20 protein-coding genes are annotated in these 24,837 nt (G+C 68.8%); 7 read left to right on the forward strand and 13 right to left on the reverse strand.

Annotated features, from left to right (window positions below):
• Window positions 1-71 precede the first annotated feature (71 nt).
• Together BMZ45_RS11540 and BMZ45_RS11545 are read right to left on the reverse strand one after the other, a co-directional pair.
• Window positions 72-1,181 carry a homocysteine S-methyltransferase family protein gene (locus BMZ45_RS11540; protein WP_091636553.1) on the reverse strand — a complete coding sequence of 370 codons (1,110 nt, stop codon included), beginning with the start codon at window positions 1,179-1,181 and terminating at the stop codon, window positions 72-74.
• A 2-nt stretch (window positions 1,182-1,183) separates the two neighbouring features.
• Window positions 1,184-2,152, reverse strand: coding sequence for an ArsR/SmtB family transcription factor (locus tag BMZ45_RS11545; protein ID WP_091636556.1), 969 nt, complete (start codon window positions 2,150-2,152; stop codon window positions 1,184-1,186).
• A 294-nt stretch (window positions 2,153-2,446) separates the two neighbouring features.
• On the opposite strand from BMZ45_RS11545, the gene BMZ45_RS11550 reads away from it, so the two are divergent.
• The 4 genes from BMZ45_RS11550 to BMZ45_RS11565 all read left to right on the forward strand — a co-directional run bounded on the left by BMZ45_RS11550 (window position 2,447) and on the right by BMZ45_RS11565 (window position 10,940).
• A complete protein-coding gene (locus BMZ45_RS11550; protein WP_343124209.1) occupies window positions 2,447-3,667 on the forward strand; it encodes an acyl-CoA dehydrogenase family protein in 1,221 nt (406 codons plus the stop codon).
• A gap of 215 nt (window positions 3,668-3,882) precedes the next feature.
• Window positions 3,883-8,910 carry an NAD-glutamate dehydrogenase gene (locus BMZ45_RS11555; protein ID WP_091636561.1) on the forward strand — a complete coding sequence of 1,676 codons (5,028 nt, stop codon included), beginning with the start codon at window positions 3,883-3,885 and terminating at the stop codon, window positions 8,908-8,910.
• Between the two features lie 144 nt (window positions 8,911-9,054).
• The gene (locus BMZ45_RS11560; RefSeq protein WP_091636564.1) at window positions 9,055-9,825 is read left to right on the forward strand and encodes an NAD kinase; all 771 of its coding nucleotides are present in this window, start codon (window positions 9,055-9,057) and stop codon (window positions 9,823-9,825) included.
• Window positions 9,826-10,034: 209 nt separating this feature from the next.
• Window positions 10,035-10,940: a 5'-nucleotidase gene (locus BMZ45_RS11565; RefSeq protein ID WP_091636566.1), complete on the forward strand. Its 906-nt coding sequence runs from the start codon at window positions 10,035-10,037 to the stop codon at window positions 10,938-10,940.
• 13 nt (window positions 10,941-10,953) lie between these two features.
• On the opposite strand, the gene BMZ45_RS11570 is transcribed toward BMZ45_RS11565, so the two are convergent.
• Window positions 10,954-11,514 (reverse strand): DUF2939 domain-containing protein, encoded by a 561-nt coding sequence (locus tag BMZ45_RS11570; protein ID WP_091636569.1) that lies wholly within the window; start codon window positions 11,512-11,514, stop codon window positions 10,954-10,956.
• Between the two features lie 186 nt (window positions 11,515-11,700).
• Between BMZ45_RS11570 and BMZ45_RS11575 the strand changes: the two genes are divergently transcribed.
• The gene (locus BMZ45_RS11575) at window positions 11,701-11,922 is read left to right on the forward strand and encodes a hypothetical protein (RefSeq protein ID WP_139215474.1); all 222 of its coding nucleotides are present in this window, start codon (window positions 11,701-11,703) and stop codon (window positions 11,920-11,922) included.
• A 75-nt stretch (window positions 11,923-11,997) separates the two neighbouring features.
• Here BMZ45_RS11575 and BMZ45_RS11580 read toward each other — a convergent pair whose 3' ends face one another.
• The 10 genes from BMZ45_RS11580 to BMZ45_RS11625 all read right to left on the reverse strand — a co-directional run bounded on the left by BMZ45_RS11580 (window position 11,998) and on the right by BMZ45_RS11625 (window position 21,511).
• Window positions 11,998-12,684 carry a DUF2461 domain-containing protein gene (locus tag BMZ45_RS11580; protein ID WP_091636574.1) on the reverse strand — a complete coding sequence of 229 codons (687 nt, stop codon included), beginning with the start codon at window positions 12,682-12,684 and terminating at the stop codon, window positions 11,998-12,000.
• A 161-nt stretch (window positions 12,685-12,845) separates the two neighbouring features.
• Window positions 12,846-14,288 (reverse strand): exodeoxyribonuclease I, encoded by a 1,443-nt coding sequence (sbcB, locus tag BMZ45_RS11585; protein ID WP_091636576.1) that lies wholly within the window; start codon window positions 14,286-14,288, stop codon window positions 12,846-12,848.
• Between the two features lie 4 nt (window positions 14,289-14,292).
• Window positions 14,293-15,663 carry an FAD-dependent oxidoreductase gene (locus BMZ45_RS11590; protein WP_254776617.1) on the reverse strand — a complete coding sequence of 457 codons (1,371 nt, stop codon included), beginning with the start codon at window positions 15,661-15,663 and terminating at the stop codon, window positions 14,293-14,295.
• A 91-nt stretch (window positions 15,664-15,754) separates the two neighbouring features.
• On the reverse strand, window positions 15,755-17,041 hold the full coding sequence (gene kynU, locus BMZ45_RS11595) for a kynureninase (RefSeq protein WP_091636579.1): 1,287 nt from the start codon (window positions 17,039-17,041) through the stop codon (window positions 15,755-15,757).
• A gap of 4 nt (window positions 17,042-17,045) precedes the next feature.
• Window positions 17,046-17,414, reverse strand: a complete 369-nt coding sequence (locus BMZ45_RS11600; RefSeq protein ID WP_091636582.1) for a 5-carboxymethyl-2-hydroxymuconate Delta-isomerase — start codon at window positions 17,412-17,414, stop codon at window positions 17,046-17,048.
• 9 nt (window positions 17,415-17,423) lie between these two features.
• Entirely contained in the window at window positions 17,424-18,434 is a 1,011-nt protein-coding gene (locus BMZ45_RS11605; protein WP_091636585.1) for an amidohydrolase family protein, read from the reverse strand.
• Between the two features lie 6 nt (window positions 18,435-18,440).
• Window positions 18,441-18,971 carry a 3-hydroxyanthranilate 3,4-dioxygenase gene (locus BMZ45_RS11610; protein WP_091636588.1) on the reverse strand — a complete coding sequence of 177 codons (531 nt, stop codon included), beginning with the start codon at window positions 18,969-18,971 and terminating at the stop codon, window positions 18,441-18,443.
• A gap of 3 nt (window positions 18,972-18,974) precedes the next feature.
• Window positions 18,975-19,418, reverse strand: a complete 444-nt coding sequence (locus BMZ45_RS11615; RefSeq protein ID WP_091636590.1) for a RidA family protein — start codon at window positions 19,416-19,418, stop codon at window positions 18,975-18,977.
• A complete protein-coding gene (gene can, locus BMZ45_RS11620; RefSeq protein ID WP_091636593.1) occupies window positions 19,415-20,080 on the reverse strand; it encodes a carbonate dehydratase in 666 nt (221 codons plus the stop codon). The genes BMZ45_RS11615 and can overlap by 4 nt, the downstream gene beginning before the upstream one ends.
• A 3-nt stretch (window positions 20,081-20,083) precedes the next feature.
• Complete coding sequence (locus BMZ45_RS11625) at window positions 20,084-21,511, reverse strand: aldehyde dehydrogenase (RefSeq protein ID WP_091636596.1); 1,428 nt, start codon at window positions 21,509-21,511, stop codon at window positions 20,084-20,086.
• A gap of 273 nt (window positions 21,512-21,784) precedes the next feature.
• On the opposite strand from BMZ45_RS11625, the gene BMZ45_RS11630 reads away from it, so the two are divergent.
• Together BMZ45_RS11630 and BMZ45_RS11635 are read left to right on the forward strand one after the other, a co-directional pair.
• Window positions 21,785-23,413, forward strand: a complete 1,629-nt coding sequence (locus tag BMZ45_RS11630) for a TldD/PmbA family protein (RefSeq protein ID WP_175489048.1) — start codon at window positions 21,785-21,787, stop codon at window positions 23,411-23,413.
• 21 nt (window positions 23,414-23,434) lie between these two features.
• Window positions 23,435-24,769, forward strand: a complete 1,335-nt coding sequence (locus BMZ45_RS11635) for a TldD/PmbA family protein (RefSeq protein ID WP_091636599.1) — start codon at window positions 23,435-23,437, stop codon at window positions 24,767-24,769.
• Window positions 24,770-24,837 lie beyond the last annotated feature (68 nt).

Genomic DNA, 24,837 nt, shown 5'->3' on the forward strand with positions numbered 1-24,837 from the left:
ACGAGCTGGGTGCTTCCGCTCGTTGCCGGTTTGTCTCTCTACTCGTTACCGACTGATTACTCGTTACCGACTCATGCCGCTGCGCTGACCAGCGTCGGCAGTCGCCGCGGCTCCATGTCCTTGATCGCCGCGGCGATCGCGGCGATATGCGCCGGGGTGCTGCCGCAGCAGCCGCCGACCAGGTTCAGCAGGCCGGCTTCGGCGAACTCGGACAGCACCGCCGCCATGTCCTCGGGGGTCTCGTCGTAGCCGCCGAAGGCGTTGGGCAGGCCGGCGTTGGGGTGGGCGCTGACGTAGGCGTCGGCGACCTGGGCCAGCACGTCGACGTGGGCGCGCAGGTCCTTGGCGCCGAGCGCGCAATTCAGGCCGATCGCCATCGGCTGGACGTGGCGCAGCGAGTACCAGAACGCTTCCGCGGTCTGGCCCGACAGGGTGCGGCCGGAGGCGTCGGTGATGGTGCCGGAGATCATCAGCGGCAGGCGCGCGCCGCGCGCGTCGAAGGCTTCCTCGACCGCGAACACCGCCGCCTTGGCGTTGAGGGTGTCGAAGATGGTCTCGACCATGATCACGTCGGCGCCGCCGTCGATCAGGCCGTCGGTGGCCTCGCGGTAGGCGATGCGCAGCTCGTCGAAGGTCACCGCGCGATAGCCGGGGCGGTTCACGTCCGGGCTCAGCGAGGCGGTGCGGCTGGTCGGGCCGAGCACGCCGATCACGAAGCGCGGGCGCGACGGGTCCAGCGCCTCGGCGGCGTCGCAGGCCGCGCGCGCCAGGCGCGCGCCGGTGGCGTTGAGCTCGTAGGCCAGATGCTCCAGGCCGTAGTCGGCCAGCGAGATCGTGGTCGAGTTGAAGGTGTTGGTCTCGATCAGGTCGGCACCGGCGGCCAGGTACTCGGCGTGGATGCCGGAGATCACTTCGGGCCGGGTCAGGCTGAGCAGGTCGTTGTTGCCGCGCTGGTCGCGCGCGCAGCCGCAGCCTTCGCCGTGGGCGTGGCCGGCCTCGGCCTCGGGCGCGCGCAGGCCGTCGTAGCCCAGGGCGAAGCGTTCGCCGCGATAGGCGGCCTCGTCCAGCTCGTGGCGCTGGATCATGGTGCCCATCGCGCCGTCCATCAGCAGGATGCGTGCGGCGAGCGCGTCTTGCAGGGCGTGCGCGCGGGTCGGGTTGAGCCAGGGCAGAGTCTTCATGTTCAGGCCTTCTTGGACGGCTTGCGCGCCGACGTTTCGGCGGGGGGTTTGCGCGCGATCAGGGCGATGACTTCGAAATGCGGCGGCCGGCGCTCGCGGGTCACGGTTTCGCAGCTGACGATCTCGAAGCCGGCCTTGGTCGAGAACTTCTGCAGGTCCTTCTCCGAGAACCCCAGGTTGACGTGGCCGTAGGCCGCCACCACGCCGCGATGTTCGTGCCGGGCCAGGCTGGTCAACAGCAGGCGGCCGCCCGGGCGCAGCACGCGCTCGGCCTCGGCCACCGCCTGCGCCGGGTGCTCGGCATAGGTGAGGGCGTGCATCAGCACCACCAGGTCGAAGCTGGCGTCGGGGAAGGGCAGCGCGTGCATGTCGCCTTCGCGCACTTCGACGTTGCTGAGACGGCGCAGGCGGTCGGAGGCCGCGGCCACGACCTTGGTGCTCGCGTCCAGGCACAGATAGCGGTTGGAGTGCGGCGCCAGCAGTTCGGCCAGCACGCCGTCGCCGGAGGCGATGTCGAGCACGTCGCCGGGCTGCAGCAGAGGCACCGCCGAGCGCGCCAGCGCCTCCCAGGTGCGGCCCGGGGAGTAGTGGCGTTCCATGTCGCCGGCGACCGAGTCGGCCCAGTTCTGATCGGCCGCGCGCATCGACAGCACCCCGGCCACGCGCTCGGCGTCCTGGCGCAGCAGCGGGTCGTCGCTGCCGGTGCTCAGGGTCTGCCAGAGCGCGCGTTGGGCCTGGTCCAGCGCGGCTTCGTCGAAACGGTAGTAGGACGACACGCCGGCGCGGCGGTCGCGCACCAGGCCGGCCTCCTTGAGCTTGGACAGGTGGGTGGAGACGCGCGGCTGGGCCAGGCGGGTGATCGCCGACAGCTCGGCCACGGTCAGCTCCTCGCCTTCCAGCAGGGTCAGCAGGCGCACGCGGGTGGCGTCTGCGAACACCTTGAGTCGGGACGACCAGCCTTCGAGATCCATGGTTCAAGCCTTAGGTATGCGGGATTCGGGACTAGGGATGGCGGCAAAGGGCGCTCGGGCGCCGCCGCGGGACGGTGCCGATCCGGGTTCGCCGGCGCCCAGCTTCCATCAACCTATCGCGATACAGAGATAAGTGTCCTCCGCGCGCCCGAAAGGGTCAAGTCTTGCGCCGCGCGCGATGCAGCTGGCGTTGTGGCGGGAGGTGGGGTTATTCGGCGGGCGCGGCTACAATTCGCATAGCGGCCGCGGAACGAAGGCCGCGGCTCGATCCGCGCGCGGGTTTGCGCGGCGCGGATCCCTGTCCCGGGAGCGGTTTCAGGCCGCTGCCACTCCAGAACCAGCAGAGGTGCCGACGTGGATTTTGGCTTTACCGAAGAGCAGTTGATGATCCAGGACGTGGCGCGCCGTATCGCCCAGGAAAAGATTGCTCCCAGCGCCGAGCACCACGACAGTACCGGCGAATTTCCGCTCGAGAACATCCGCACCCTGGGCGAGAACGGCCTGATGGGCATCGAAGTGCCGGCCGAGTACGGCGGCGCCGGCATGGACCCGATCAGCTACGTACTGGCCATGGTCGAGATCGCGGCCGGCGACGCCGCCCACTCGACCATCGTGTCGGTGAACAATTCGCTGTTCTGCAACGGCATTCTCAAGTTCGGCACCGAGGAGCAGAAGCAGCTCTACGTGCGCGCGATCGCCGAGGGCCGCGAGATCGGCGCCTTCGCCCTGACCGAACCGCAGTCGGGCTCCGACGCCACCGCGATGCGCTGCAAGGCGGTCAAGCAGGCCGACGGCAGCTTCGTGATCAACGGCAAGAAAAGCTGGATCACCTCCGGCCCGGTCGCCAAGTACATCGTCTTGTTCGCCATGACCGATCCGGACAAGGGCGCGCGCGGCATCACCGCCTTCATGGTCGACACCGCACGCCCGGGCTTCCACCGCGGCAAGACCGAGCCCAAGCTCGGCATCCGCGCCTCGGCCACCTGCGAGATCGAGTTCGAGGACTACGTCGCCCGTCCCGAGGACGTGCTCGGCGACGAGGGCCACGGCTTCAAGATCGCCATGGGCGTGCTCGACGCCGGCCGCATCGGCATCGCCAGCCAGGCCATCGGCATCGCCCGCGCCGCCTACGAGGCCACCTTGACCTACGTGCGCGAGCGCAAGGCCTTCGGCCAGCCGATCGGCGCCTTCCAGATGACCCAGGCCAAGATCGCCGACATGAAGTGCAAGCTGGACGCGGCGCTGCTGCTGACCTTGCGCGCGGCCTGGCAGAAGGGCCAGACCGAGCAGCACGGCGGCCGTTTCAGCAACGAAGCCGCGATCGCCAAGCTGACCGCCTCCGAGGCGGCGATGTGGATCGCCCACCAGGCCGTACAGATCCACGGCGGCATGGGCTATTCCAAGGAAATGCCGCTGGAGCGCTACTTCCGCGACGCCAAGATCACCGAGATCTACGAAGGCACCAGCGAGATCCAGCGCCTGGTGATCGCCCGCAACGAAACCGGTTTGCGCTGATCGCCACGGCATGAAACGCATCGGCTCGTATCGAGTCACCGCCTCACCCGGGGATCGCGGCCGCGGTCTCCGGGTATCAAAGACCGTCAAACGCGACGTGGGCCGACCGGCCCGCGGACGCGTCGCCCTGCATCCCATCGTCACGCCAGCGATCTGAATCTCTTCACGGCCCATGCGCGAGCGTGGGCCTCATTCCATCGGACCTCCAAGTTCCCATGAGCAGCAAACCCAAAGCCGCGAAACCGACCGTCGCCTCGAAATCGGCATCCGCCAAGGCCGCGCCCTCCAAGGCCGCAGCCGCCAAGCCGGTCGCCAAGCGAGCCGTCAGCCAGCCCGCCGCGCCCAAGAGCGACGCCGTGTCCCTCGAGCCCATCATCGCCGCGATGCGCAAGCGCCTGCCCAAGGCGCGCCACGCCGAGGCCGAGGCCTTCGCCCAGGCCTTCTACCGCCGCATGAGCGGCGACGAGCTGCCGCAGCACAGCGCCGACGGCTGGGCCGCGCTGGCCAGCGACTTCCTCGAATTCGCGCGCGCGCGCAAGACCGGCAAGGCGCTGGTGCGCCTGTTCAACCCGACCATCAAGACCCACGGTTGGGAATCGGCGCACACCGTGCTGCAGATCGCCAACGACGACATGCCCTTCCTGGTCGACTCGGTCACCATGACCCTGGCCGAGCAGGGCATCGGCGTGCACGTGCTGGGCCACCCGGTGGTGACCTTCCGCCGCGACAAGAGCGGCAAGATCGTCGCCGTCGGCGAGGGCGTGGCCGAGTCGCTGATGCACCTGGAAATCGACCGCCAGTCGGTCGAGGCCATGCCGCGCGTGCAGAAGGCGCTGGAAGCCGTGCTCGAGGACGTGCGCGCGATTGTGCGCGACTGGGCGCAGATGCGCGACAAGATGGGCGAAGTCGCCGACGCCCTGGGCGGTCGCAAGCTGCCGGTCAGCGACGACGGCCGCCGCGAGGCGCAGGAGTTCCTGCGCTGGGCCGCCGACAACCATTTCACCTTCCTGGGCTATCGCGAATACGAAGTCACCAGGAAGGGCGGCCAGGAAGTGCTGTGCGCGGTGCCGGACAGCGGCCTGGGCCTGCTGCGCGGCCAGGACGCGGGCAAGCCGCGTCCGCTGACCTCGCTGGCCGCGCATTACATGCCGCAGTCGGGCTCGGTCGACGCTCTCATCCTGACCAAGACCAACGCGCGTTCGTCGGTGCACCGTCCGGGCTACATGGACTACATCGGCGTGCTCAGCTTCGACGCCGACGGCAAGCCGGTGCGCGAGGAGCGCTTCATCGGCCTGTACACCTCCAGCGCCTACAACCGCCGCCCCTGGGACATCCCGCTGGTGCGTCAGCGCCACGCCTATGTGATGGAGAAGTCCGGCCTGTCCTCCGACAGTCACAGCGGCAAGGCCCTGCGCCACATCCTCGAGACCCTGCCGCGCGACGAGCTGTTCCAGTCCGGCGAAGAGGAGCTGCTGCGCACCTCCACCGGCATCCTCGGCCTGCAGGAGCGCGTGCGCAGCAAGCTGTTCCTGCGCCGCGACCGTTACGGCCGCTTCTTCTCCGGCCTGGTCTACATCCCGCGCGACCGCTTCAACACCGACGTGCGCCTGCGCATCGAGGCCATGCTCAAGCGCATGCTGCACGGCGAGCAGGTCGACACCACGGTGCTGATCGGCGAATCGCCGCTGGCCCAGCTGCACCTGATCGTGCGTCCGAAGTCGGGCGAGGCGATCCAGATCGACAACGCCGCGATCGAGGCCGAGCTGGCCCAGATCGTGCGCGACCGTCGCGACGAGCTGCGCGAGGCCCTGGTCGCCCGCCACGGCGAGGAACGCGGCCTGGCCCTGATCAACCAGTACGGTCGCGCGCTGCCGACCGGTTACGTCGATGAAGTCTCCGCGGCGGTCGCTGCCAACGACATCGAGCACCTGGACGCGCTCAGCGGCCCGGACGACCTGCGCCTCAACCTGCGCCGCATCGGCAGCGGCGAGGGTGGTCTGCGCTTCAAGTTTTACCGACAGCACGACGACATCCCGCTGTCGGACGCGCTGCCGATGATGGAGAACATGGGCCTGCGGGTGATCTCCGAGCATCCCTACCGCCTGGTCGCCGGCGACACCCCGCTGTACATCCAGGACTTCGAGGTCGAAACCGTCGGCGCCGACGTCGACGTATCGCGCCTGGACGAGACCTTCGAAGACGCCTTCGGCCAGATCTGGCGCGGCAACGCCGAGAACGACGGCTTCAACCGCCTGATCCTGGCCGCCAACCTGTCCTGGCGCCAGGTCGCGATGCTGCGCGCCTACTGCAAGTACCTGCTGCAGGTCGGCGTGCCGTTCTCGCAGAGCTACGTCGAGGAAACCTTCTTCCGCTATCCGCTGCTGGCGCGTCTGCTGGTCGAGCTGTTCGAGGCCCGCTTCGATCCCTGCACCGGCAAGGAAAGCAAGGCCGAGATCAAGGCCGGCATCGAGCGCCTGAGCCAGCAGCTGCAAGTGCTGGCCGGCGGCGACGCGGCCGTGCTGGCGGCGTTGCAGCCGGTGATCGAAGCCCGCAACGGCAAGCGCGAGCAGCAGGTCGACGTGACCCGCGCGACCCTCAAGGGCCTGCTCGACCGCGTCGCCAGCCTCGACGAGGACCGCATCCTGCGCAGCTTCATCGGCGTGATCGATGCCACCCTGCGCACCAGCTACTACCAGCGCCCGGCCAACGGCGGCGAGCGCGGCTACGTCAGCTACAAGTTCGATTCGGCGCAGGTGCCGGACCTGCCCAAGCCGCGTCCGTACCGCGAGATCTTCGTCTACGGGCCGCGCGTGGAAGGCGTGCACCTGCGCTTCGGCCCGGTCGCGCGCGGCGGCCTGCGCTGGTCGGACCGTCGCGAGGACTTCCGCACCGAAGTGCTGGGCCTGGTCAAGGCGCAGATGGTCAAGAACACCGTGATCGTGCCGGTCGGCTCCAAGGGCGGCTTCTTCGCCAAGCGTCCGCCGGTCGGCGGCGACCGCGACGCCGTGCTCGCCGAAGGCATCGCCTGCTACAAGATGTTCATCAACGGCCTGCTCGACATCACCGACAACATCGTCGACGGCAAGATCGTGCCGCCGCGCGATGTGGTCCGCCACGACAACGACGATCCCTACTTGGTGGTGGCCGCCGACAAGGGCACCGCGACCTTCTCCGACATCGCCAACGGCATCGCCGCCGAGCACGGCTTCTGGCTCGACGACGCCTTCGCCTCGGGCGGCTCGGTGGGTTACGACCACAAGGGCATGGGCATCACCGCCAAGGGCGCCTGGGAGTCGGTCAAGCGCCACTTCCGCAGCCTCGGCCGCGACAGCCAGACCCAGGACTTCACCACGGTCGGCATCGGCGACATGTCCGGCGACGTGTTCGGCAACGGCATGCTGCTGAGCCAGCACATCCGCCTGCTGGCGGCGTTCGACCACCGCCACATCTTCCTCGACCCGAACCCGGACGCGGCCAGGACGTTCAAGGAACGCGAGCGCATGTTCAAGCTGCCGCGTTCGAGCTGGGACGATTACGACAAGAAGCTGATCAGCAAGGGCGGCGGCGTGTACCCGCGTTCGGCCAAGTCGATCCCGCTGTCGCCGGAGATCAAGGCCGCGCTGGGCATCGACGCCGGCGTCGCCGCGCTGAGCCCGACCGAGCTGATGAGCGCGATCCTGAAGGCGCCGGTGGACCTGCTGTGGAACGGCGGTATCGGCACCTACGTCAAGTCCAGCAGCGAATCCAACCTGGATGTCGGCGACCGCGCCAACAACGGCCTGCGCGTCAACGGCAACGAGCTGCGCTGCAAGATGGTGGGCGAGGGCGGCAACCTGGGCCTGACCCAGCTCGGCCGCATCGAGGCCGCGCTGCACGGCGTGCTGCTCAACACCGACTTCATCGACAACTCGGCCGGTGTGGACACCTCGGACCACGAGGTCAACATCAAGATCCTGCTCAACGGCCAGGTCCAGACCAAGAAACTGACCCTGCCCGAGCGCAACAAGCTGCTGGCCTCGATGACCGACGAGGTCGCCGAGCTGGTGCTCAACGACAACTACCGCCAGAACCAGGCGATCAGCCTGATGGAGCGGATGAGCCTGTCGCGCCTGGGCTCCAAGCAGCACTTCATCCGTACCCTGGAATCGCAGGGGCTGCTCGATCGCCAGATCGAGTTCCTGCCGTCCGACGCCGAGATCGCCGAGCGCAAGGCGCGCGGCCTGGGCCTGACCCGTCCGGAACTGTCGGTGCTGCTGTCCTACTCCAAGCTGGTCGCGTTCCAGCAGCTGCTGGATTCGGACGTGCCGGAGGATCCGTACCTGTCCAAGGAACTGGTGCGCTACTTCCCCGAGCCGTTGCAGAAGAAGTACGCCAAGGCGATGGAGAACCACCGCCTGAAGCGCGAGATCATCGCCACCGCGGTCACCAACTCGACCATCAACCGCATGGGCGCGACCTTCCTGCTGCGCATGCAGGAAGACAGCGGCCGCACCCCGGGCGAAGTCGCCAAAGCCTTCACCATCACCCGCGAAACGCTGGACGCGCGCGAGCTGTGGGCGCAGATCGACGCGCTCGACGGCAAGGTCGCCGAGTCCACCCAGATCGACGCCCTGCAGGTGATCTGGAACCTGCAGCGTTCGTTCACGCGCTGGTTGCTGTCGCGTCCGGGCGCGATTCCCGACATCGCCACCGCGGTCGCGCGCTACCACGACGGCTTCAAGGACATCCGCGCCGGCAAGGGCATCCTCGGCGACGGTCAGCGGCCGGCCTACGAGGCCAGCTTCGCCGACTGGAAGGCCAAGGGCGTGCCGGTGGCATTGGCCGATCAGCTCGCGGCGCTGCCTTACCTGGAGCCCAGCTGCGACGTGATCGAAGTCGCGCGCGAGCGCAAGCTCAAGCCGGTCGACGTGGCCAAGGTCCACTTCCGTCTCGGCGAGGCGCTGCGCCTGCCGTGGCTGCTGGAGCAGATCGACGCGCTCACCGTCGACGGCCGCTGGCACGCGGTCGCACGCGGCGTGCTGCGTGAAGAGCTGGGCACCCAGCAGCGCATCCTGGTCGGCCAGGTCCTGGCCATGCCGGGCGCCAGCGCCGAAGCCAAGGTCAAGCAGTGGCTGGAACGCGACGACGTCTCGCTGCGTTTCACCCTGGCCATGCTCAACGAGCTGGCCGCGCAGAAGACCCTGGACTACCCGACCGCCTCGGTCGCGGTGCAGCGTCTGTCGCAGCTGGCCTCGCGCGGCTGATCCACGCGCCCCTCTCCCGATGGGGGAGGGGCGCGGTTTTCCCGCCGATGCCTTGACTGCCTCCGCCTGCCTGCGGAATCCGCCGTCATCGGCATTTCCGCTGGCGCGGGTTATGCTGCGGTCGCCATCCGTTCGGAGCCGCCGATGACCGCGACGCCTCGCATCGCCTTCCTCGCCAGTCCTATCGACGAAGCGCAACGCGCGCTCGCCGAGCTGATCGCATCGCACGGACAGCACGAGCCGGCCGATGCCGACATCCTGGTCGCGCTGGGCGGCGACGGCTTCATGCTGCAAACCCTGCATCGCTACGGCAGCCTCGGCAAGCCGGTGTACGGCATGAAACTGGGCACGGTCGGTTTTCTGATGAACCAGCACGGCGAAGGCCTGCTCGAACGCCTGGCCGCGGCCGAGCCCGCGGTGCTGCGCCCGCTGGAGATGGTCGCGCTGACCGAATCCGGCGCCACCGTCGGTTCGCTGGCCTACAACGAGGTCTCGCTGCTGCGCCAGACCCGCCAGGCCGCGCACCTGCGCATCGACCTCAACGGCCAGACCCGGCTGGACGAGCTGATCTGCGACGGCGTGCTGGTGGCGACGCCGGCCGGCAGCACCGCCTACAACTTCTCCGCCCACGGCCCGATCCTGCCGCTGGGCTCCAGCGTGATCGCGCTGACCCCGATCGCCGCGTTCCGCCCGCGCCGCTGGCGCGGCGCGCTGCTCAAGGCCGACACCGAAGTGCGCTTCCGCGTACTCGATCCCTACAAGCGTCCGGTCAGCGCCACCGCCGATTCGCACGAGGTGCGCGACGTGGTCGAGGTGATGATCCGCGAGTCGATGGATCGCACCGTGACCCTGCTGTTCGACCCCGAACACAACCTCGAAGAGCGCATGCTGATCGAGCAGTTCACCAGCGGTTGAGGTGGCGCCGCTGGCTTCCTGTGGGAGCGGCGTGAGCCGCGTTCGTCTCTTCATGGAGCTGTGCGATCGCGGCTCACGCCGCTCCCACAGAGGGAGGTGGCTGCGTCGGCACGCGGAGGGCCGACTCGGATCGCGGCTCAGGCCGCTGCTCGGTCGTGCAGTCGCCCCCGTCGCAAGCGTTGAGACGCCGCAGGAGGCACAATAGCCGCATGCCCGACCGCGACGCCGACCCCCTGATCGTAGCGATCTCCTCGCGAACCCTGTTCGACATGGAGGAGAGCCACTTGCTGTTCGAACGCGAAGGCCTCGACGCCTACGCCAGCTTCCAGCGCGAGCACGAGGACGACCTGCTCGCGCCCGGCATCGCCTTCCCGTTGGTGCGCAAGCTGCTGGCGCTCAACGAGGGCGCGCCGCCGGAGGCGCCGCGGGTGGAGGTGATCCTGATCTCGCGCAACTCCGCCGACAGCGGCCTGCGCATCTTCAATTCGATCGCCCACCACGGCCTGTCGATCAAGCGCGCCGCCTTCAGCAACGGCGCGCCGCCGTTTCCCTACATCAAGCCCTTCGGCGCCGACCTGTTCCTGTCGGCCAACGCCGAGGACGTGCGCAACGCGCTCAGCGCCGGGGTCGCCGCCGCCACCTTGCTGCCGGCCAAGGCGCCGCAGCAGCGCCACGATCAGCTGCGCATCGCCTTCGACGGCGACGCGGTGATCTTCGACGACGAAGGCGAGCGCGTGTCGCGCGAGGGCGGCCTGGCCGCGTTCGCCAAGCACGAGCGCGAACACGCCGGCGAACCGTTGTCGGGCGGGCCGTTCCGCGGCTTCCTGGATGCCCTGCATCGCCTGCAGGCGGCGTTCCCGATCGGCCCGGACGCGCCGATCCGCACCGCCCTGGTCACCGCGCGCTCGGTGCCGGCGCACGAGCGCGTGATCCGCACCCTGCGCGAATGGGGCATCCGCCTGGACGAGGCGCTGTTCCTCGGCGGCCGCGCCAAGGGACCGTTCCTGGAAGCCTTCGGCGCCGATATCTTCTTCGACGATTCCGAGCACAACATCGTCTCGGCGCGCGACCACGTCGCCGCCGGCCACGTACCGCACGGCGTGGCCAACCGCTGAGGCGTGCGCCGCCTCAGCGCGGCTTCGGTGGGGCGTCGCCGAAGGGCAGGCGGATGTCGCTGAGTTTCCAGCTCAGGCCGGAACGGGTCAGCACGAACACCACCGGTTCGCCGTCGGCGTTGGCGACCGTGGCGGTGAAGCGCGACGGCGACTCGAATCCGTACTTGGCGTCCTTGAGCGGATCGGCAGGCACGTTCGGCGCATAGCTGTCCTGGCCGCGCCCGCCGCCGCCCAGGCGGTTGAACAGGTTGCGACCTTCCAGCACCGCGCCGATGCCGACCGGCGTGGCCAGCGCATCGACCGCGCCGCCGGCGACGCCGCTGGCGATGCGCACCGCGATCGCGCCGAAGGGGTTGGCCTGCACATCCTCGCCGGCCTCGCGCACCAGATAGTCCTCGAGCTGGGCCTTCAGGCTCAGGCGCAGCGCCGGGAAATCGATGTGCTTGGACAGCGCGGCGGTGTCCTGCTCCTGCACCGCCTTGCGGATCGCGTTGACGGTCAGATACGGGCCGGCGGCGACGTAGCCGACCAGCAACAGCAGCACCAGGACGACGAGGGCGATCCACTTCTTCATACGGGCCTACCGGGCGCGGGAAGGGCCCAGCTTAGCGCCGTGGCGGCCGCGCGTGCTGAATGCCGGCCGTGCGCGGTCTTGCGTCGAAGCGGGTGCGCGCTGCGCCAGGGCGTGCGCGCGATCGCCGCGCGAGCGGCTAAGGTCCCATCGTCGGCAATGAGGCCGACGCACGGAAAGGAGCGAACGATGCGTAACAAGAAACCGATGTGGGCGCTGGGATTGGTGCTGCTCGCAGTAGCGACCGCGGCCTGGGCGATTCCGCCCGTGTACGTGGGCGAGGTGCACGAGTACTACCAGGACGGTCAGCACGTGGGCTGGGCGCAACGCGACTGCAAGGGACGTTTGACCAGCGGCGGCATCGCCACCGAAGACGTGCAGATCAGCTACCTGGTCTGTCCTTTCTCGTAAACGCGGCAAGGCCGGCGTCAGCGGTGGCGGCCAGGCCCGCCGCTGTCGCCTGCGGGCCGCGCCCAGGGCCCGTTCTCAGAACTCCAGATCCAGCGCCGCGCACAGGTAGTCGGTGAACGGCGCCAGCCCGCTCAAGTCGGTTTCCAGTGTCTTGAGCAGGCGCGGGCCGGTCATCACCTCGTCGTCGATCGCGCGCAGGGCCACGAAATTCTTGCGGCGCAGGTCGTGGGCGAACTCGAAGTCGTCGGGAAAACCGCGCGGCATGCGCACCAGCATCTCGTCCTCGTCCAGGTCGAAACGGCGGCGGAACCTGGGCTCGTGCGCCGCGGCCTTCCAACTGCCCGGATTGTCGAGGATGAAATGGCGGATCCGGCGCAGCGAGTCCGGCTCCGGGTGCCACAGACCGGCGGCGATGAAGCAGTTGCCGGGCTGCAGGTGCAGGTAGAACGAGGGCGCCTCGACCTGACGGCCGCGCTCGTGGAACAGGCGCGCACCCTGCCAGGTCTTGTACGGGGTCTTGTCGTTGGCGAAGCGGGTGTCGCGCTGGATCCGGAACAGCGAGCCGCCGACGGTCTTGGGTTCGGCGCGGTAGTGCTCGCTGACCCCGGCCAGCACCGGCTGCAGGTCGGTGAGCAGGCGCTGGAACGGCGCGCGCACCTGCTCGTCGTACTCGGCCTTGTGGGCCTGGAACCATTCACGTTCGTTGTGGCGCGCCAGGCCGCGCAGGAACTTGAAGCTGGCGTCGGAAAAATAGCGGCTCATGAGCGAGGAGTGAGCGGGGAGAAGTGAGAAGTAAGCCCGAGATTACCCCGCTTTGGCTCGCCGCTCACCCCTATGCGCTTCAAGACAAGAAATGAGCCGCGAGCAACGAGCTGCTGACCGCTTTCGCTCACTCCTCACTTCTCCCCGCTCACTCCTGGCTTTCACGCCAAGCCGGCGTCGATGTCGCGGCCCCAGGCCTCGAGTCGGTCGAGCAGGGCCAGGCGCGTGCCGTCCTCGGCATGGGTGTGGCGCAGCGCGGCCAGTTCGGCGTGGAAGCGCTCGAAGTTGTATTCGGCCAGGCCGGCATCCTGGTACAGGCGCCGACGCCGGTAGTCGTTCCAGCGCTCGTGCTCGGCCGGCGACAGGGTGTCGGGCCAGTTGCGCGCACGGTAGCGGAACAGCAGTTCGGGCAGGCGCGCGTCGCGGAAGCCGAAGTTGGCGGCGCCCAAATCGGCCGGCGCGGTGGTGCGCACCTGCGCGAACAAACGCTTGTCGCCGTCGCCGATGAAGCCGTCGTAGAGCGAGGCGTCGGCGTCGGCGGCCGTGCGTTCGCGTTCGGCGCCGTAGACCCGGCGCACCTTGTCGGCCAGGGCCGGGCCGACCGCGCGCAGCACTGCGGCGCGGCGCTCGATCACCGCCGGATCGATCTTCAGGCGCTCGAAGTCGGGCTCGCGCAGATGGTCCCAGGCGATCAGCGCCGGACAGCGGTTGGTCTGCACTTCCTTCAGCGCGACCCGGGTTTCGCCCTCGGGCAGATCGGCCAGGGGCGTGTACAAACGATCGGCGATCGCGTCGGCGTCCAGGCCGAGCAGGGCATCGGGTTCCTGATCCAGGTCGAACACGATCACCCGGCTGTCGATGCGCGGATGGCGCGCGATCGGCAGCACCGCCGCCGCGCACAGGCGGCTGGCCGGGAAACGCTGCGAGACGTGCAGCACCGGTTTCATGCCGACCACGTCGAGCAGACTGGCGGCGTAGCGCTTGTCGCGCAGGCGCAGGGCGTAGTCCCACAAACGCGGCTGCGCGGCCTTGAACTTGCGGGCCAGGCCGATCAGGGCGCGCACGTCCGACAGCGCCTCGTGGGCGTCGCCGATGCGCACGTCGTTGGCCAGGGCGAGGTGTTCCAGCTTGAACGAGGTCAGGCCGTCCTCACGCCGCGGCCAGATCAGGCCGTCGGGGCGCAGGGCGTGGGCCAGTCGCAGCACATCGAGCAGGTCCCAGCGCGAATTGCCGCCGCGCCACTCGCGCTCGTAGGGGTCGTAGAAGTTGCGGAACAGGCTGTAGCGCACGAACTCATCGTCGAAGCGCAGCGAGTTGTAGCCCAGGCTGCAGGTCTCCGGGCGCGCCATCTCGTCGTAGATGAGGGCGCAGGCTTCGGCCTCGCTCATGCCCTCGCGCAGGGCATCCTGCGGCGCGATGCCGGTGATCAGGGTGGCGGTGGGCGAGGGCAGCAGATCGTCGGCGGGTTTGACGAAGACGCTGATCGGATCCTCGATCTCGTTGAGATCGGCATCGGTGCGCATCGCCGCGAACTGGGCGATGCGGGTCGTGCGCGGATCGGCGCCGTAGGTCTCCAGGTCGTAGAACAGGAAGCTCGCGGGCATGCGTTCAGTCGTCCACGGGCAGGGGCGAGAGCCGCGCGCGTACCGCGGCGTCGACGTGGTCCCAGTCCAGGGTGTCCAGGCTGTCGTGGCCGCGGGTCAGCTCCACCAGCAGCTCGCGCTGCAGGTTGCCGCGCTCGAACGCGACCGCGTAGGGCATGCGGTGGAAGGTGACCATGGCGTAGCGCGGCATAAAGCGGTCGGGATGGCGCTCGGCCAGGCGCCGCTCCAGGGCGCGCTGCAGCAGATAGTCGTCGTCGTCGACGCGGTCGCGCATCTCCAGGTAATTCTCCAGCGCCATGGCCTGGATCGCGCGCGCGTTCGGCAGGCGCTGGGCCTGGAAGGCGGCGAACGCGGCGGCGCGGTCGGCGCCGTCCTCCAGTTGCTGGGCCAGGGCCACGCAGTCCTCGAAGGCGCAGTTCATGCCCTGGCCGTGGAACGGCACCATCGCGTGCGCGGCATCGCCCAGCAGCACCGCACGCTCGTCCAGGTGCCAGCGCTCCAGGTAGAGGGTGGCGAGCAGGCCGGCCGGGTTGCGTTCGAAATCCTGCTTCAGATTCGGGATCAGCGGCAGGGCATCGGCGAAGTCGCGTTCGAACAAGGCGCGCGCCTGGGCGCCGTCGCGGATGCTGGCGAAGCTGGGCTCGCCCTCGTTGGGCAGGAACAGGGTGACGGTGAAGGTGCGCTCGTCGTTGGGCAGGGCGATGCACATGTAGCGACCGCGCGGCCAGATGTGCAGCGCATTGGGTTCGATGCTGAAGCCGCCGTCGGGCGCGGGCGGAATCTCCAGTTCCTTGTAGGAGTGGCCGAGGAATTCGGTGCGTTCGCCCAGGTCGGTGGCGCGGTTCATCGCCGCGCGCAGCGCCGAGCCGGCGCCGTCGGCGCCGACCAGGCTGCCGAAGCCGGTCTCGTGCAGGCTGCCGTCGCGTTCGTCGAGGAAGCGCGCGATCCGCGCATCGAAGTCCACCGACTGCAGGCCGCGATGGAAATGCAGGCGCGCGCCGGCGTCCTGGGCGATCTGCAGCAGGATCAGATTGAGTTCGCCGCGGTGCACCGACCAGATCACCTCGCTGTCGTCGCGGCCGTAGCGCTGCAGGTCGGTGCGCCCGTCGAGGAAATGCACCATGCGCCCGCGCATCATCACCGCCTGCGCCATCACCGCCGCATCGGCGCCGGCCAGGCGCAGCGCGTGCAGGCCGCGCTCGGCCAGGGCCAGATTGATCGAGCGGCCGCCCTGGTATCCCTTCAGGCGCGGATCGCCGCGCTTCTCGTACACATCCACGTCCCAGCCGCGCCGCGCCAGCAGGGTGGCCAGCAGCGCGCCGGCCAGGCCGGCGCCGATGATGGTGAGGTGCTTGTCGGTTGCGGGTGTGTTCAAGGAAGAGTCCCTTGGTTGCGATTCATCGGTCAGCGGAATAGTTGAGAAACCGATTCGTCCTTCCCGCGTTCGCGGGGACGACGAATCGAAGTTACGCGCTCCTCCAGGCTTCCACCGCCCGCACGAATCGCAGCACATCCGCATGCGTGTTGTACAACGGCGCCGGGGAGATCCGGATCACGTCGGGTTCGCGCCAGTCGCCGAGCACGCCGTTCGCGGCCAGGTGGTCGAACAGTGCGCGGCCGGCGTCTCGGCCGCTGAGACCGCGGCCGCCGATCACGCGCAGCGACAATTGGCAGCCGCGCTGGGCCGGATCGGCCGGCGTGGCGATCTGCAACGTCTCGGACAGTCGGTCGCGGATCAGCGCTTCCAGGTAGCCGGTCAGGCGCAGCGATTTCGCGCGCAAGGCCGGCATGCCGACGCGGTCGAACAGGTCCAGCGAGGCGCGCAGCGGGGCCAGGCCCAGGATCGGCGGATTGCTGAGCTGCCAGCCCTCGGCGCCGGGCGTGGGCACGAACTGCGGGCCCATGCGGAAACGCGTGGCCGCTTCGTGGCCCCACCAGCCGGCGAAGCGCGGGCGCTCGCTGAGGGCGTGACGCTCGTGCACGAAGCAGCCGGCGACCGCGCCCGGACCTGCGTTCAAATATTTGTAATGGCACCACACCGCGAAATCGACGCCGCTGTCGTGCAGGGCGAGTTCGAGGTTGCCGACGGCGTGGGCGAGATCGAAGCCGCAGACCGCGCCCTGCGCGCGCGCCAGTCGCGCGATCGCGGCCAGATCGAAGGCCTGCCCCGTGCGGTACTGGACGCCGGGCCACAGCACCAGGGCCAGGCGCTGCCCGTGCTCGACGATCGCGCGTTCGATCGCGGCCATCGAATAGGTGCCGCCGGGCTGATCGGGTTCCAGTTCGATCAGGTCGACCGCCGAGTCGTAGCCGTGGAAGCCGATCTGCGAGGCGACCGCATGCCGGTCGGACGGAAACGCGCCGGCTTCGATCAGGATCGCCGGGCGCTCGCGCGTGGGCCGGTAGAAGCTGACCATCATCAGGTGCAGGTTGGCGGTGAGCGAGTTCATCGCCACCACTTCCGAGGGCTTGGCGCCGACCAGGCGCGCCAGCGGCTCGCGCACCAGCTCGTGGTAGGGCATCCACTGGGCCTGACCGGTGAAGTGGCCTTCGACCGCTTCGTGCGCCCACTTGTCCAGCACTTCCTCCACGTGCGCGCGCGCACCGCGCGGCTGCAGGCCCAGCGAGTTGCCGCAGAAGTAGGCCTGCTCGGATCCGCCGTGGCGCGGCAGCAGGAACTGTTCGCGCAGGGTCGGCAAGGGGTCGGCGGCATCCAGCGCCAGCGCGTGCGATTCGGAATACAGGTCGGTCATGGACTCAGGGCAGGTTCGCGTCTAGGACGGTCTTGGCGTAGGCGGGCGCGTACAGCTCGTCGACTTCGACGCACAGCTGCACGGACGGATGATGCGGCGGCAGGCCGCGGCGCAGGGCGTCGAGCACGATCGCCGACAGGTCGCCGCGCACGGCCTCGCTGCGGCCGGGCAGGATCTTGAGTTGCGCGTGCACGAAGGCGCGGCCGCGGTCGGCGGTGCCGATACGGTAGTGGTCGAGCACCCAGGCGCGGCTCTTGATCGCGAGCTCGTCGAAATGGCCGCAGGCGGCGAGCGCGCGGTTGAGCGCGGCCAGGGCCGCGTCGGCGTCGTAGCCGTCGAGATTGGCGGTGTACTGCACGGTCAGGTGCGGCATCGCCGGGGCTCAGGCGAAGCGCGCCAGGGGCAGGCCCAGCCATTCCAGGGCGGTGCCGTGGTACAGGCGCGCCTGATCCGCGTCCGGCAGCGCCAGCGAGGCGATGCCGGCGCCGGGCTCCTGTTCGCCCAGCGGGAACGGATAGTCGGTGCCCAGCATCACCCGCGACACGCCGCAGGTGTCGAGCAAGTATTGCAGGGCGCGCGGATCGGCGACCCAGGAATCGAAATACATGCGGCCCAGGTACTCGCGCGGGTTGCGCGGGTTGTCGGTGGCGACCAGGTCGGGGCGCATGTTGAAGCCGTGTTCGATGCGGCCGATGGTGTAGGGGAAGCTGCCGCCGCCGTGGGCCATGCAGATCTTCAGCTTGGGCAGGCGTTCGAGCACGCCGCCGAACACCAGGCAGCAGGCCGCGCGCGACTGTTCCGCCGGCATGCCGACCAGCCAGGGCAGCCAGTACTTGGGCATGCTGGCCGCGCCCATCATGTCCCAGGGGTGCACCAGCACCGCCGCGCCCAGGTCGCTGGCGGCCTGGAAGAACTCGAACAGCTCCGGCGCGTCCAGGTTCCAGTCGTTGACGTGGCTGCCGATCTGCACGCCCTGCAGGCCGAGCTGGTCCATGCAGCGCTCCAGCTCCTGCACCGCCAGCCGCGGCGATTGCAGCGGCACCGTGCCGATGCCTGCGTAGTGGCGCGGATGCGCGCGGCAGGTCTCGGCCATGTGGTCGTTGAGCGCCTGGTGCAGCTCCAGCGCGTGGTGCGGCTTGGCCCAATAGCTGAACATCACCGGCACGGTGCTGATCACCTGCACCTGCACGCCGAAACGCGCGTAGTCGTCGATGCGTTCCTGCGGGTCCCAGGTCTTGGACCAGATCTCGCGGAAGAACTTGCCGTCCTTGTAGATGCGGTGGCGGCCGTCGTCGGTGTGGTGGATCACCGGGAAACGGTCGTCGCCGAACTTGCGCGCCAGGTCGGGCCAGTCGCGCGGCAGGTAATGGGCGTGGGTGTCGATCTTGAGCATGCGGCCTCAGGTATCCGGCATGACGTACTTGGCGGGCGCCGGGTTCAGATGTCCGCACTGCTTGCAGGTGCGGTGCTCGCGCGAGGCGTAGAAACGCTCGAACACCGGCGGGAAATCGGTCTCGATGTTGCGCAGGTGGAAGTACTCTTCGTACAGCATGTGGTTGCAGCGTTCGCAGAACCACATCAGGCCGTCGTCCTCGTCGGGGCGGCGGCGGCGTTCGATCACCAGGCCGATCGAATCGGGCATGCGCTGCGGCGAGTGCGGCACGCGCGGCGGCAGCAGGAAGGTCTCGCCGGCGCGGATCGGGATGTCGCGCACCGCGCCGTCCTCCTGGATGCGCAGCACCATCTCGCCCTCGAGCTGGTAGAACCACTCCGCGCCCTCGTCCCAGTGGTAGTCGGTGCGCTGGTTGGGGCCGCCGACGATCATGACGATGAAATCGTCGACGTAGATGGTCTTGTTGCCGACCGGCGGCTTGAGCAGGTGGCGGTGTTCCTCGATCCAGGCCTGCAGGTTGAGCGGTCCAGGCAGCATGGCTTACTCCGCGGCGCGCGTCAGGCGCGCGATGCATTTGAGTTCGATCGCGATCGGGGTCGGCAGCGCGGTGATGCCCAGGGTGGTGCGGCAGGGCGCGCGGTCGATGTCGGGAAAGGCTTCGGCCCAGGCCGCGTTGTAGGCGGCGAAATCGCGGGCCATGTCGGTGAGGTAGACGGTGACGTCGACTAGGTCGTCCCAGCCCGCGCCGCTGGCCTCCAGCACCGCGCGCACATTGGCGAATACCGCGCGGCACTGCAGGCCGATGTCGTAGGCGATCAGGCGGCCGTCGGCGTCGTGGACGTTGCCGGGTATGCCGTTGCCGGCCGGGTCGCGCGGGCCGATGCCGGACAGGAACAGCAGTTCGCCGACCCGGCGCGCATGCGGATACAGGCCCACCGGGCGCGGCGCGGCGTCGGTGCGGATGCTGTCGCCGGCCGCGCTCATCGCGGCGAACCGCCGTGGGTGGAATGCACGCGCGCGATCGCCGAGGCGTAGGCCGATTGCAGTTCCTCGTGCGATTCGATGTCCATGCCCAGGTCGTTGACGCGGCCGTTGCGCAGGCTGTAGACCCAGCCGTGCACGGTCAGCGGCTGGCCGCGCGACCAGGCGTCGCGCACGATCGTGGTCAGGCACACGTTCTGCACCTGTTCGATCACGTTGAGCTCGCACAGGCGGTCGTGGCGCTCGTCCTGATGGGCGTGGCTGATGCAGGACACGTGCTTGTCGGCGACGTCGGTGACGTGGCGCAGCCAGTTGTCGACCAGGCCGTAGCGGTGGCCGTGCAGGGCGGCGTGCACGCCGCCGCAGCCGTAGTGGCCGACCACCAGGATGTGCTTGACCTTGAGCACGTCGACCGCGAACTGGATCACCGACAGGCAGTTCAGGTCGGTGTGCACGACCACGTTGGCGATGTTGCGGTGGACGAAGACTTCGCCGGGGGCGAGATCGATGATCTGGTTGGCCGGCACGCGCGAATCGGAGCAGCCGATCCACAGGTACTCCGGCGCCTGCTGGCGCGACAGCTTGGCGAAGAACTCGGGGTCCTCGGCGCTGATCCGTTGGGACCATTCGCGGTTTTTCTGCAGCAGGTCGTCGAGTTGCGTCATCGCTTATCCCAGGTGAAGACCGACGTTCTTGGCGTCGGTGAAGAAACGCATGGCCTCGACGCCGCCTTCGCGGCCGAGGCCGGACGCGCCGACGCCGCCGAACGGCGTGCGCAGGTCGCGTTGCAGCCAGGTGTTGATCCAGACCATGCCCACGCGCAGCTGCGCGGCCAGGCGGTGGGCGCGGTTGAGGTCGCGGGTCCAGATCGAGGCCGACAAGCCGTAGTCGCCGGCGTTGGCCAGGGCCAGGGCGTGACTGTCGTCGTCGAAGGGTTGCAGGGTGACCACGGGACCGAAGATCTCCTCGCGGTTGCTGATGCTGTCCGGGCCCAGGCCTTCGATCACGGTCGGGGCCACGTACCAGCCCGCGCGCTCCAGGGCCTGGCCGCCGCACAAGACCTGGCCGCCTTCCTCGCGCGCGCGCTCCAGCGCGCGCAGGACCTTGTCGTAGTGCGCCTGCGACACCAGCGGCCCCAGCGTGGTGGTCTCGTCCGCCGGCGCGCCCGCGCGCAGCGCCTGCGCGCGCTCGACCATGGCCTCGCGCACGTCGGCGTAGATCGAACGCTCCACCAGCAGGCGCGAGCCGCACAGGCAGATCTGGCCCGAGTTCTGGAACGCCGAGCGCGCCAGGGTGTCGAGCTGGGCGCGCCAGTCGCTGTCGGCGAACACCAGGGTCGGGTTCTTGCCGCCCAGTTCCAGCGAGACCTTCTTCAGGCGCGGCGCGGCCAGCGCGGCGATGCGCTGGCCGACCGCGGTGCTGCCGGTGAACGAGACCGCGCGCACCGCGTCGTGATTCACCAGCGGCTCGCCGACCTCCGGCCCCAGGCCGTGGACGATGTTGAGCACGCCGGCCGGAAATCCGATCTCGATCGCGAGTTCGCCCAGCAGGGTCGCCGTGGCCGGGGTGACCTCGGAGGGCTTGGCCACCACCGCGTTGCCGGCGGCCAGGGCCGGGGCGATCTTCCAGGTGAACAGGTACAGCGGCAGGTTCCAGGGCGAGATCGTCGCGACCACGCCCAGCGGCGCCCGCAGGGTGTAATTGAGTCCGGCCTGACCGTGGTGGGATTCGCTGGCGAACTGGGTCGCGGCGTGGGCGAAGAAGCGCAGGTTGGCGACCGCGCGCGGAATCTCGGCCTCGCGCGCCAGCCGGATCGGCTTGCCGGCGTCTTCGGATTCGGCCTGCGCGAACGCTTCCAGGCGCGCTTCCAGCGCATCGGCCAGCTTCTCCAGCCAGCGTGCGCGCTCGCTATGGGGCAGGGCGGCCCAGGCCGGTTGCGCCCGCACGGCGGCTGCGATCGCGGCCTCGACATCGGCGGCGTCGCCGGCGGCGACTTTTGCATACGCCTGCGCATTGGCGGGATCGTAGACATCGATCCAGCGGCCGCTGGCAGGGTCGCGGGACTGTCCGTCGATGCAGTGCCGGAAATATCGCATCCGGCTAGCTTAGCGCGTGGGCCGTCGCGCGCCCATCGGCAACGCGCGAGCCCGGGGTAAGGCGGCGCGCTCGATGTCCATGGCGCTACGGCCAAGTTACGCAAAGCCCGTGCGTATGCGTGTCCCAGCTTGGCGCCGCGCATGCATGACCCGGGCCTCTCGGCACTTGACGCGCCGGTTAGCGGCTCTGCACATTCGGACGGACCCTTCTCATCCACGCCCGATGGCGGACGGCGACGTCGACATGCGGGCCTCAACGGCGGAAGAATCAACGTGGACAGACGAGATTTCCTGACGATGTCGGGCCTGGGATTGGCCGGGCTGATGGTTCCCTACGGCAACCTCATCGCCGCCGAGGCGCTGCTTTCGCCGATGGACGTGGCCAAGAAGAAAGCGCTGGCCGACGCCGCGCTGGGCGCGGCCACCCAGGCCGGCGCCTCCTACTGCGACGTGCGCATCGGGCGCTACCTGCGCCAGTTCGTGATCACGCGCGAGGACAAGGTCCAGAACGTGGTCAACACCGAGTCCACCGGCATCGGCGTGCGCGTGCTGGTCAACGGCGCCTGGGGCTTCGCCGCCACCAACCGCCTCACCAACGAGGGCGTGGTCAAGGCCGCGCAGCAGGCCGCCGCGATCGCGCGCGCCAACGCCAAGAGCCAGACCGCGCCGGTGCAGCTGGCCAAGGCGCCGGGCGTGGGCGAGGTGTCGTGGAAGACGCCGATCAAGAAGAACTCGATGGAAGTTCCGCTCAAGGACAAGGTCGACCTGCTGCTGGGCGTGAACGCCGCGGCGGTCAAGGCCGGCGCCGACTTCGTCAACTCGATGCTGTTCCTGGTCAACGAGCAGAAATACTTCGCGTCCACCGACGGCTCCTACATCGATCAGGACGTGCACCGGATCTGGGCGCCGATGACGGTGACCGCGATCGACAAGGCCAGCGGCAAGTTCCGCACCCGCGACGGCCTGTCCTCGCCGATGGGCATGGGCTTCGAGTACCTCGACGGCGCCGCCTCGGGCAAGGTGGTCTCGCCCAACGGCGTGGTCAACTACAGCGACTCCTACGACATGCTCGAGGACGCCGTGGCCTCGGCCAAGCAGGCGCGCGAGAAGCTGACCGCGCCCTCGGTGAAGCCGGGCAAGTACGACCTGGTGCTGGACCCCTCGCACACCTGGCTGACCATCCACGAGTCGGTCGGCCACCCGCTGGAACTGGACCGCGTGCTCGGCTACGAAGCCAACTACGCCGGCACCAGCTTCGCCACCCTGGACAAGCTCAAGGACAAGTTCCGCTACGGCAGCGACAACGTCACCCTGTTCGCCGACAAGACCCAGGTCGGCAGCCTCGGCGCGGTCGGCTACGACGACGAGGGCGTCAAGACCAAGCGTTGGAACCTGGTCAAGGACGGCACCCTGGTCGACTACCAGACCATCCGCGACCAGGCCCATATCGTCGGCAAGACCGAGTCCGACGGCTGCTGCTATGCCGACAGCTGGTCCAGCGTGCAGTTCCAGCGCATGGCCAACGTCTCGCTGGCGCCGGGCAAGAACAAGCTCAGCGTCGCCGACATGATCAAGGACGTCGAGAACGGCATCTACATCATCGGCGACGGTTCGTTCTCGATCGACCAGCAGCGCTACAACGCCCAGTTCGGCGGCCAGCTGTTCTACGAGATCAAGAACGGCAAGATCACCGGCATGCTCGAGGACGTGGCCTACCAGATCCGCACGCCGGAGTTCTGGAACGCCTGCACCGCCGTCTGCGACGACAGCGACTACCGCCTCGGCGGCTCGTTCTTCGACGGCAAGGGCCAGCCGGGCCAGGTGTCGGCGGTCTCGCACGGTTCGAGCACGGCGCGCTTCAACGGCATCAACGTCATCAACACCGCCCGCAAGCTCGGCTAAGCGACGCCAGGAGAATCCACGATGAGTATCTTTACCGAAGCCGAAGCCCGGACCCTGCTGGAGAAGGTCGTCAAGCTGTCCAAGGCCGACGAATGCACGGCCACGCTGAGCGGCTCGATCAACGGCAACATCCGTTTCGCGCTCAATAACGTCTCCACCAGCGGCATCGTCGACGACGCCGATCTGGCGGTCCAGGTCGCATTCGGCAACCGCGTCGGCGTGGCCACGATCAACGAGTTCGACGACGCCGCGCTCGAGCGCGTGGTGCGCCGCGCCGAGGATCTGGCGCGCCTGGCCCCGGAGAACCCCGAGTTCATGCCGGCGATCGAGAAACAAACCTACAAGCCCAGCAACACCTTCAGCGAAGCCACCGCCGCGATCACGCCCGAGTACCGCGCCAAGGTCGCCTCCGATTCGATCGCGCCCTGCCGCGCCGACAAGCTGACCGCCGCCGGTTTCCTCGAGGACGGTCAGAGCTTCGTCGCCTTCGCCAACAGCAAGGGCAATTTCGGCTATCAGCGCGCCACCAACTTCGACTACACCTGCACCGTGCGCACCGACGACGGCCGCGGCTCGGGCTGGGTCGGCCGCAACCTCAAGAGCGCCGACGACTTCAAGGTCGACAGCGACGTGCGCACCGCGATGCGCAAGGCCACCGAATCGGCCGAGGCCAAGGCGCTGGAGCCGGGCAAGTACACGGTGATCCTGGAACCGGCCGCGGCCGCCGGCCTGATCTCGTTCATGATGAATTTCTTCGACGCCCGCCAGGCCGACGAAGGCCGCAGCTTCCTGTCCAAGAAGGGCGGCGGCAACAAGCTCGGCGAACAGGTCTACGACCCGCGCGTGAACATCGTCGCCGACCCTTGGGACGATCGCGCCGCGGTCATGCCCTGGGACGGCGAGGGCCTGCCGCGCGAGAAGATGGCAGTGGTCGAGAACGGCAAGATCGCGGCGCTGCGCTACTCGCGCTACTGGGCCAAGAAGCAGGGCAAGCGCGCGGTCGGCACGCCCGGCAACCTGCTGATGGCCGGCGGCGACAAGTCCACCGCGGACCTGATCAAGGGCACCCAGAAGGGCATCCTGGTCACCCGCACCTGGTACATCCGCCTGGTCGATCCGCAGACCGTGCTGCTGACCGGCCTGACCCGCGACGGCACCTTCTACATCGAGAACGGCGTGATCAAGCACCCGGTGAAGAATTTCCGCTTCAACGAATCGCCGGTGATCATGCTCAACAACATCGAAGAACTCGGCAAGCCGGTGCGCGTGGCCGGCGACGAGTCCTCGTTCGTGATGATGATTCCGCCGATGAAGCTGCGCGATTTCACCTTCACTTCGTTGTCGGACGCGGTCTGACGCCACTGGGCGCGGGCGGCGCCGCCGGTTTCCGGCGCGCCGCCCGTCGCCGACGCGCCAGCCGCGCG

It is taken from the genome of Lysobacter sp. cf310 (assembly GCF_900114355.1).
GTDB lineage: Bacteria > Pseudomonadota > Gammaproteobacteria > Xanthomonadales > Xanthomonadaceae > Lysobacter.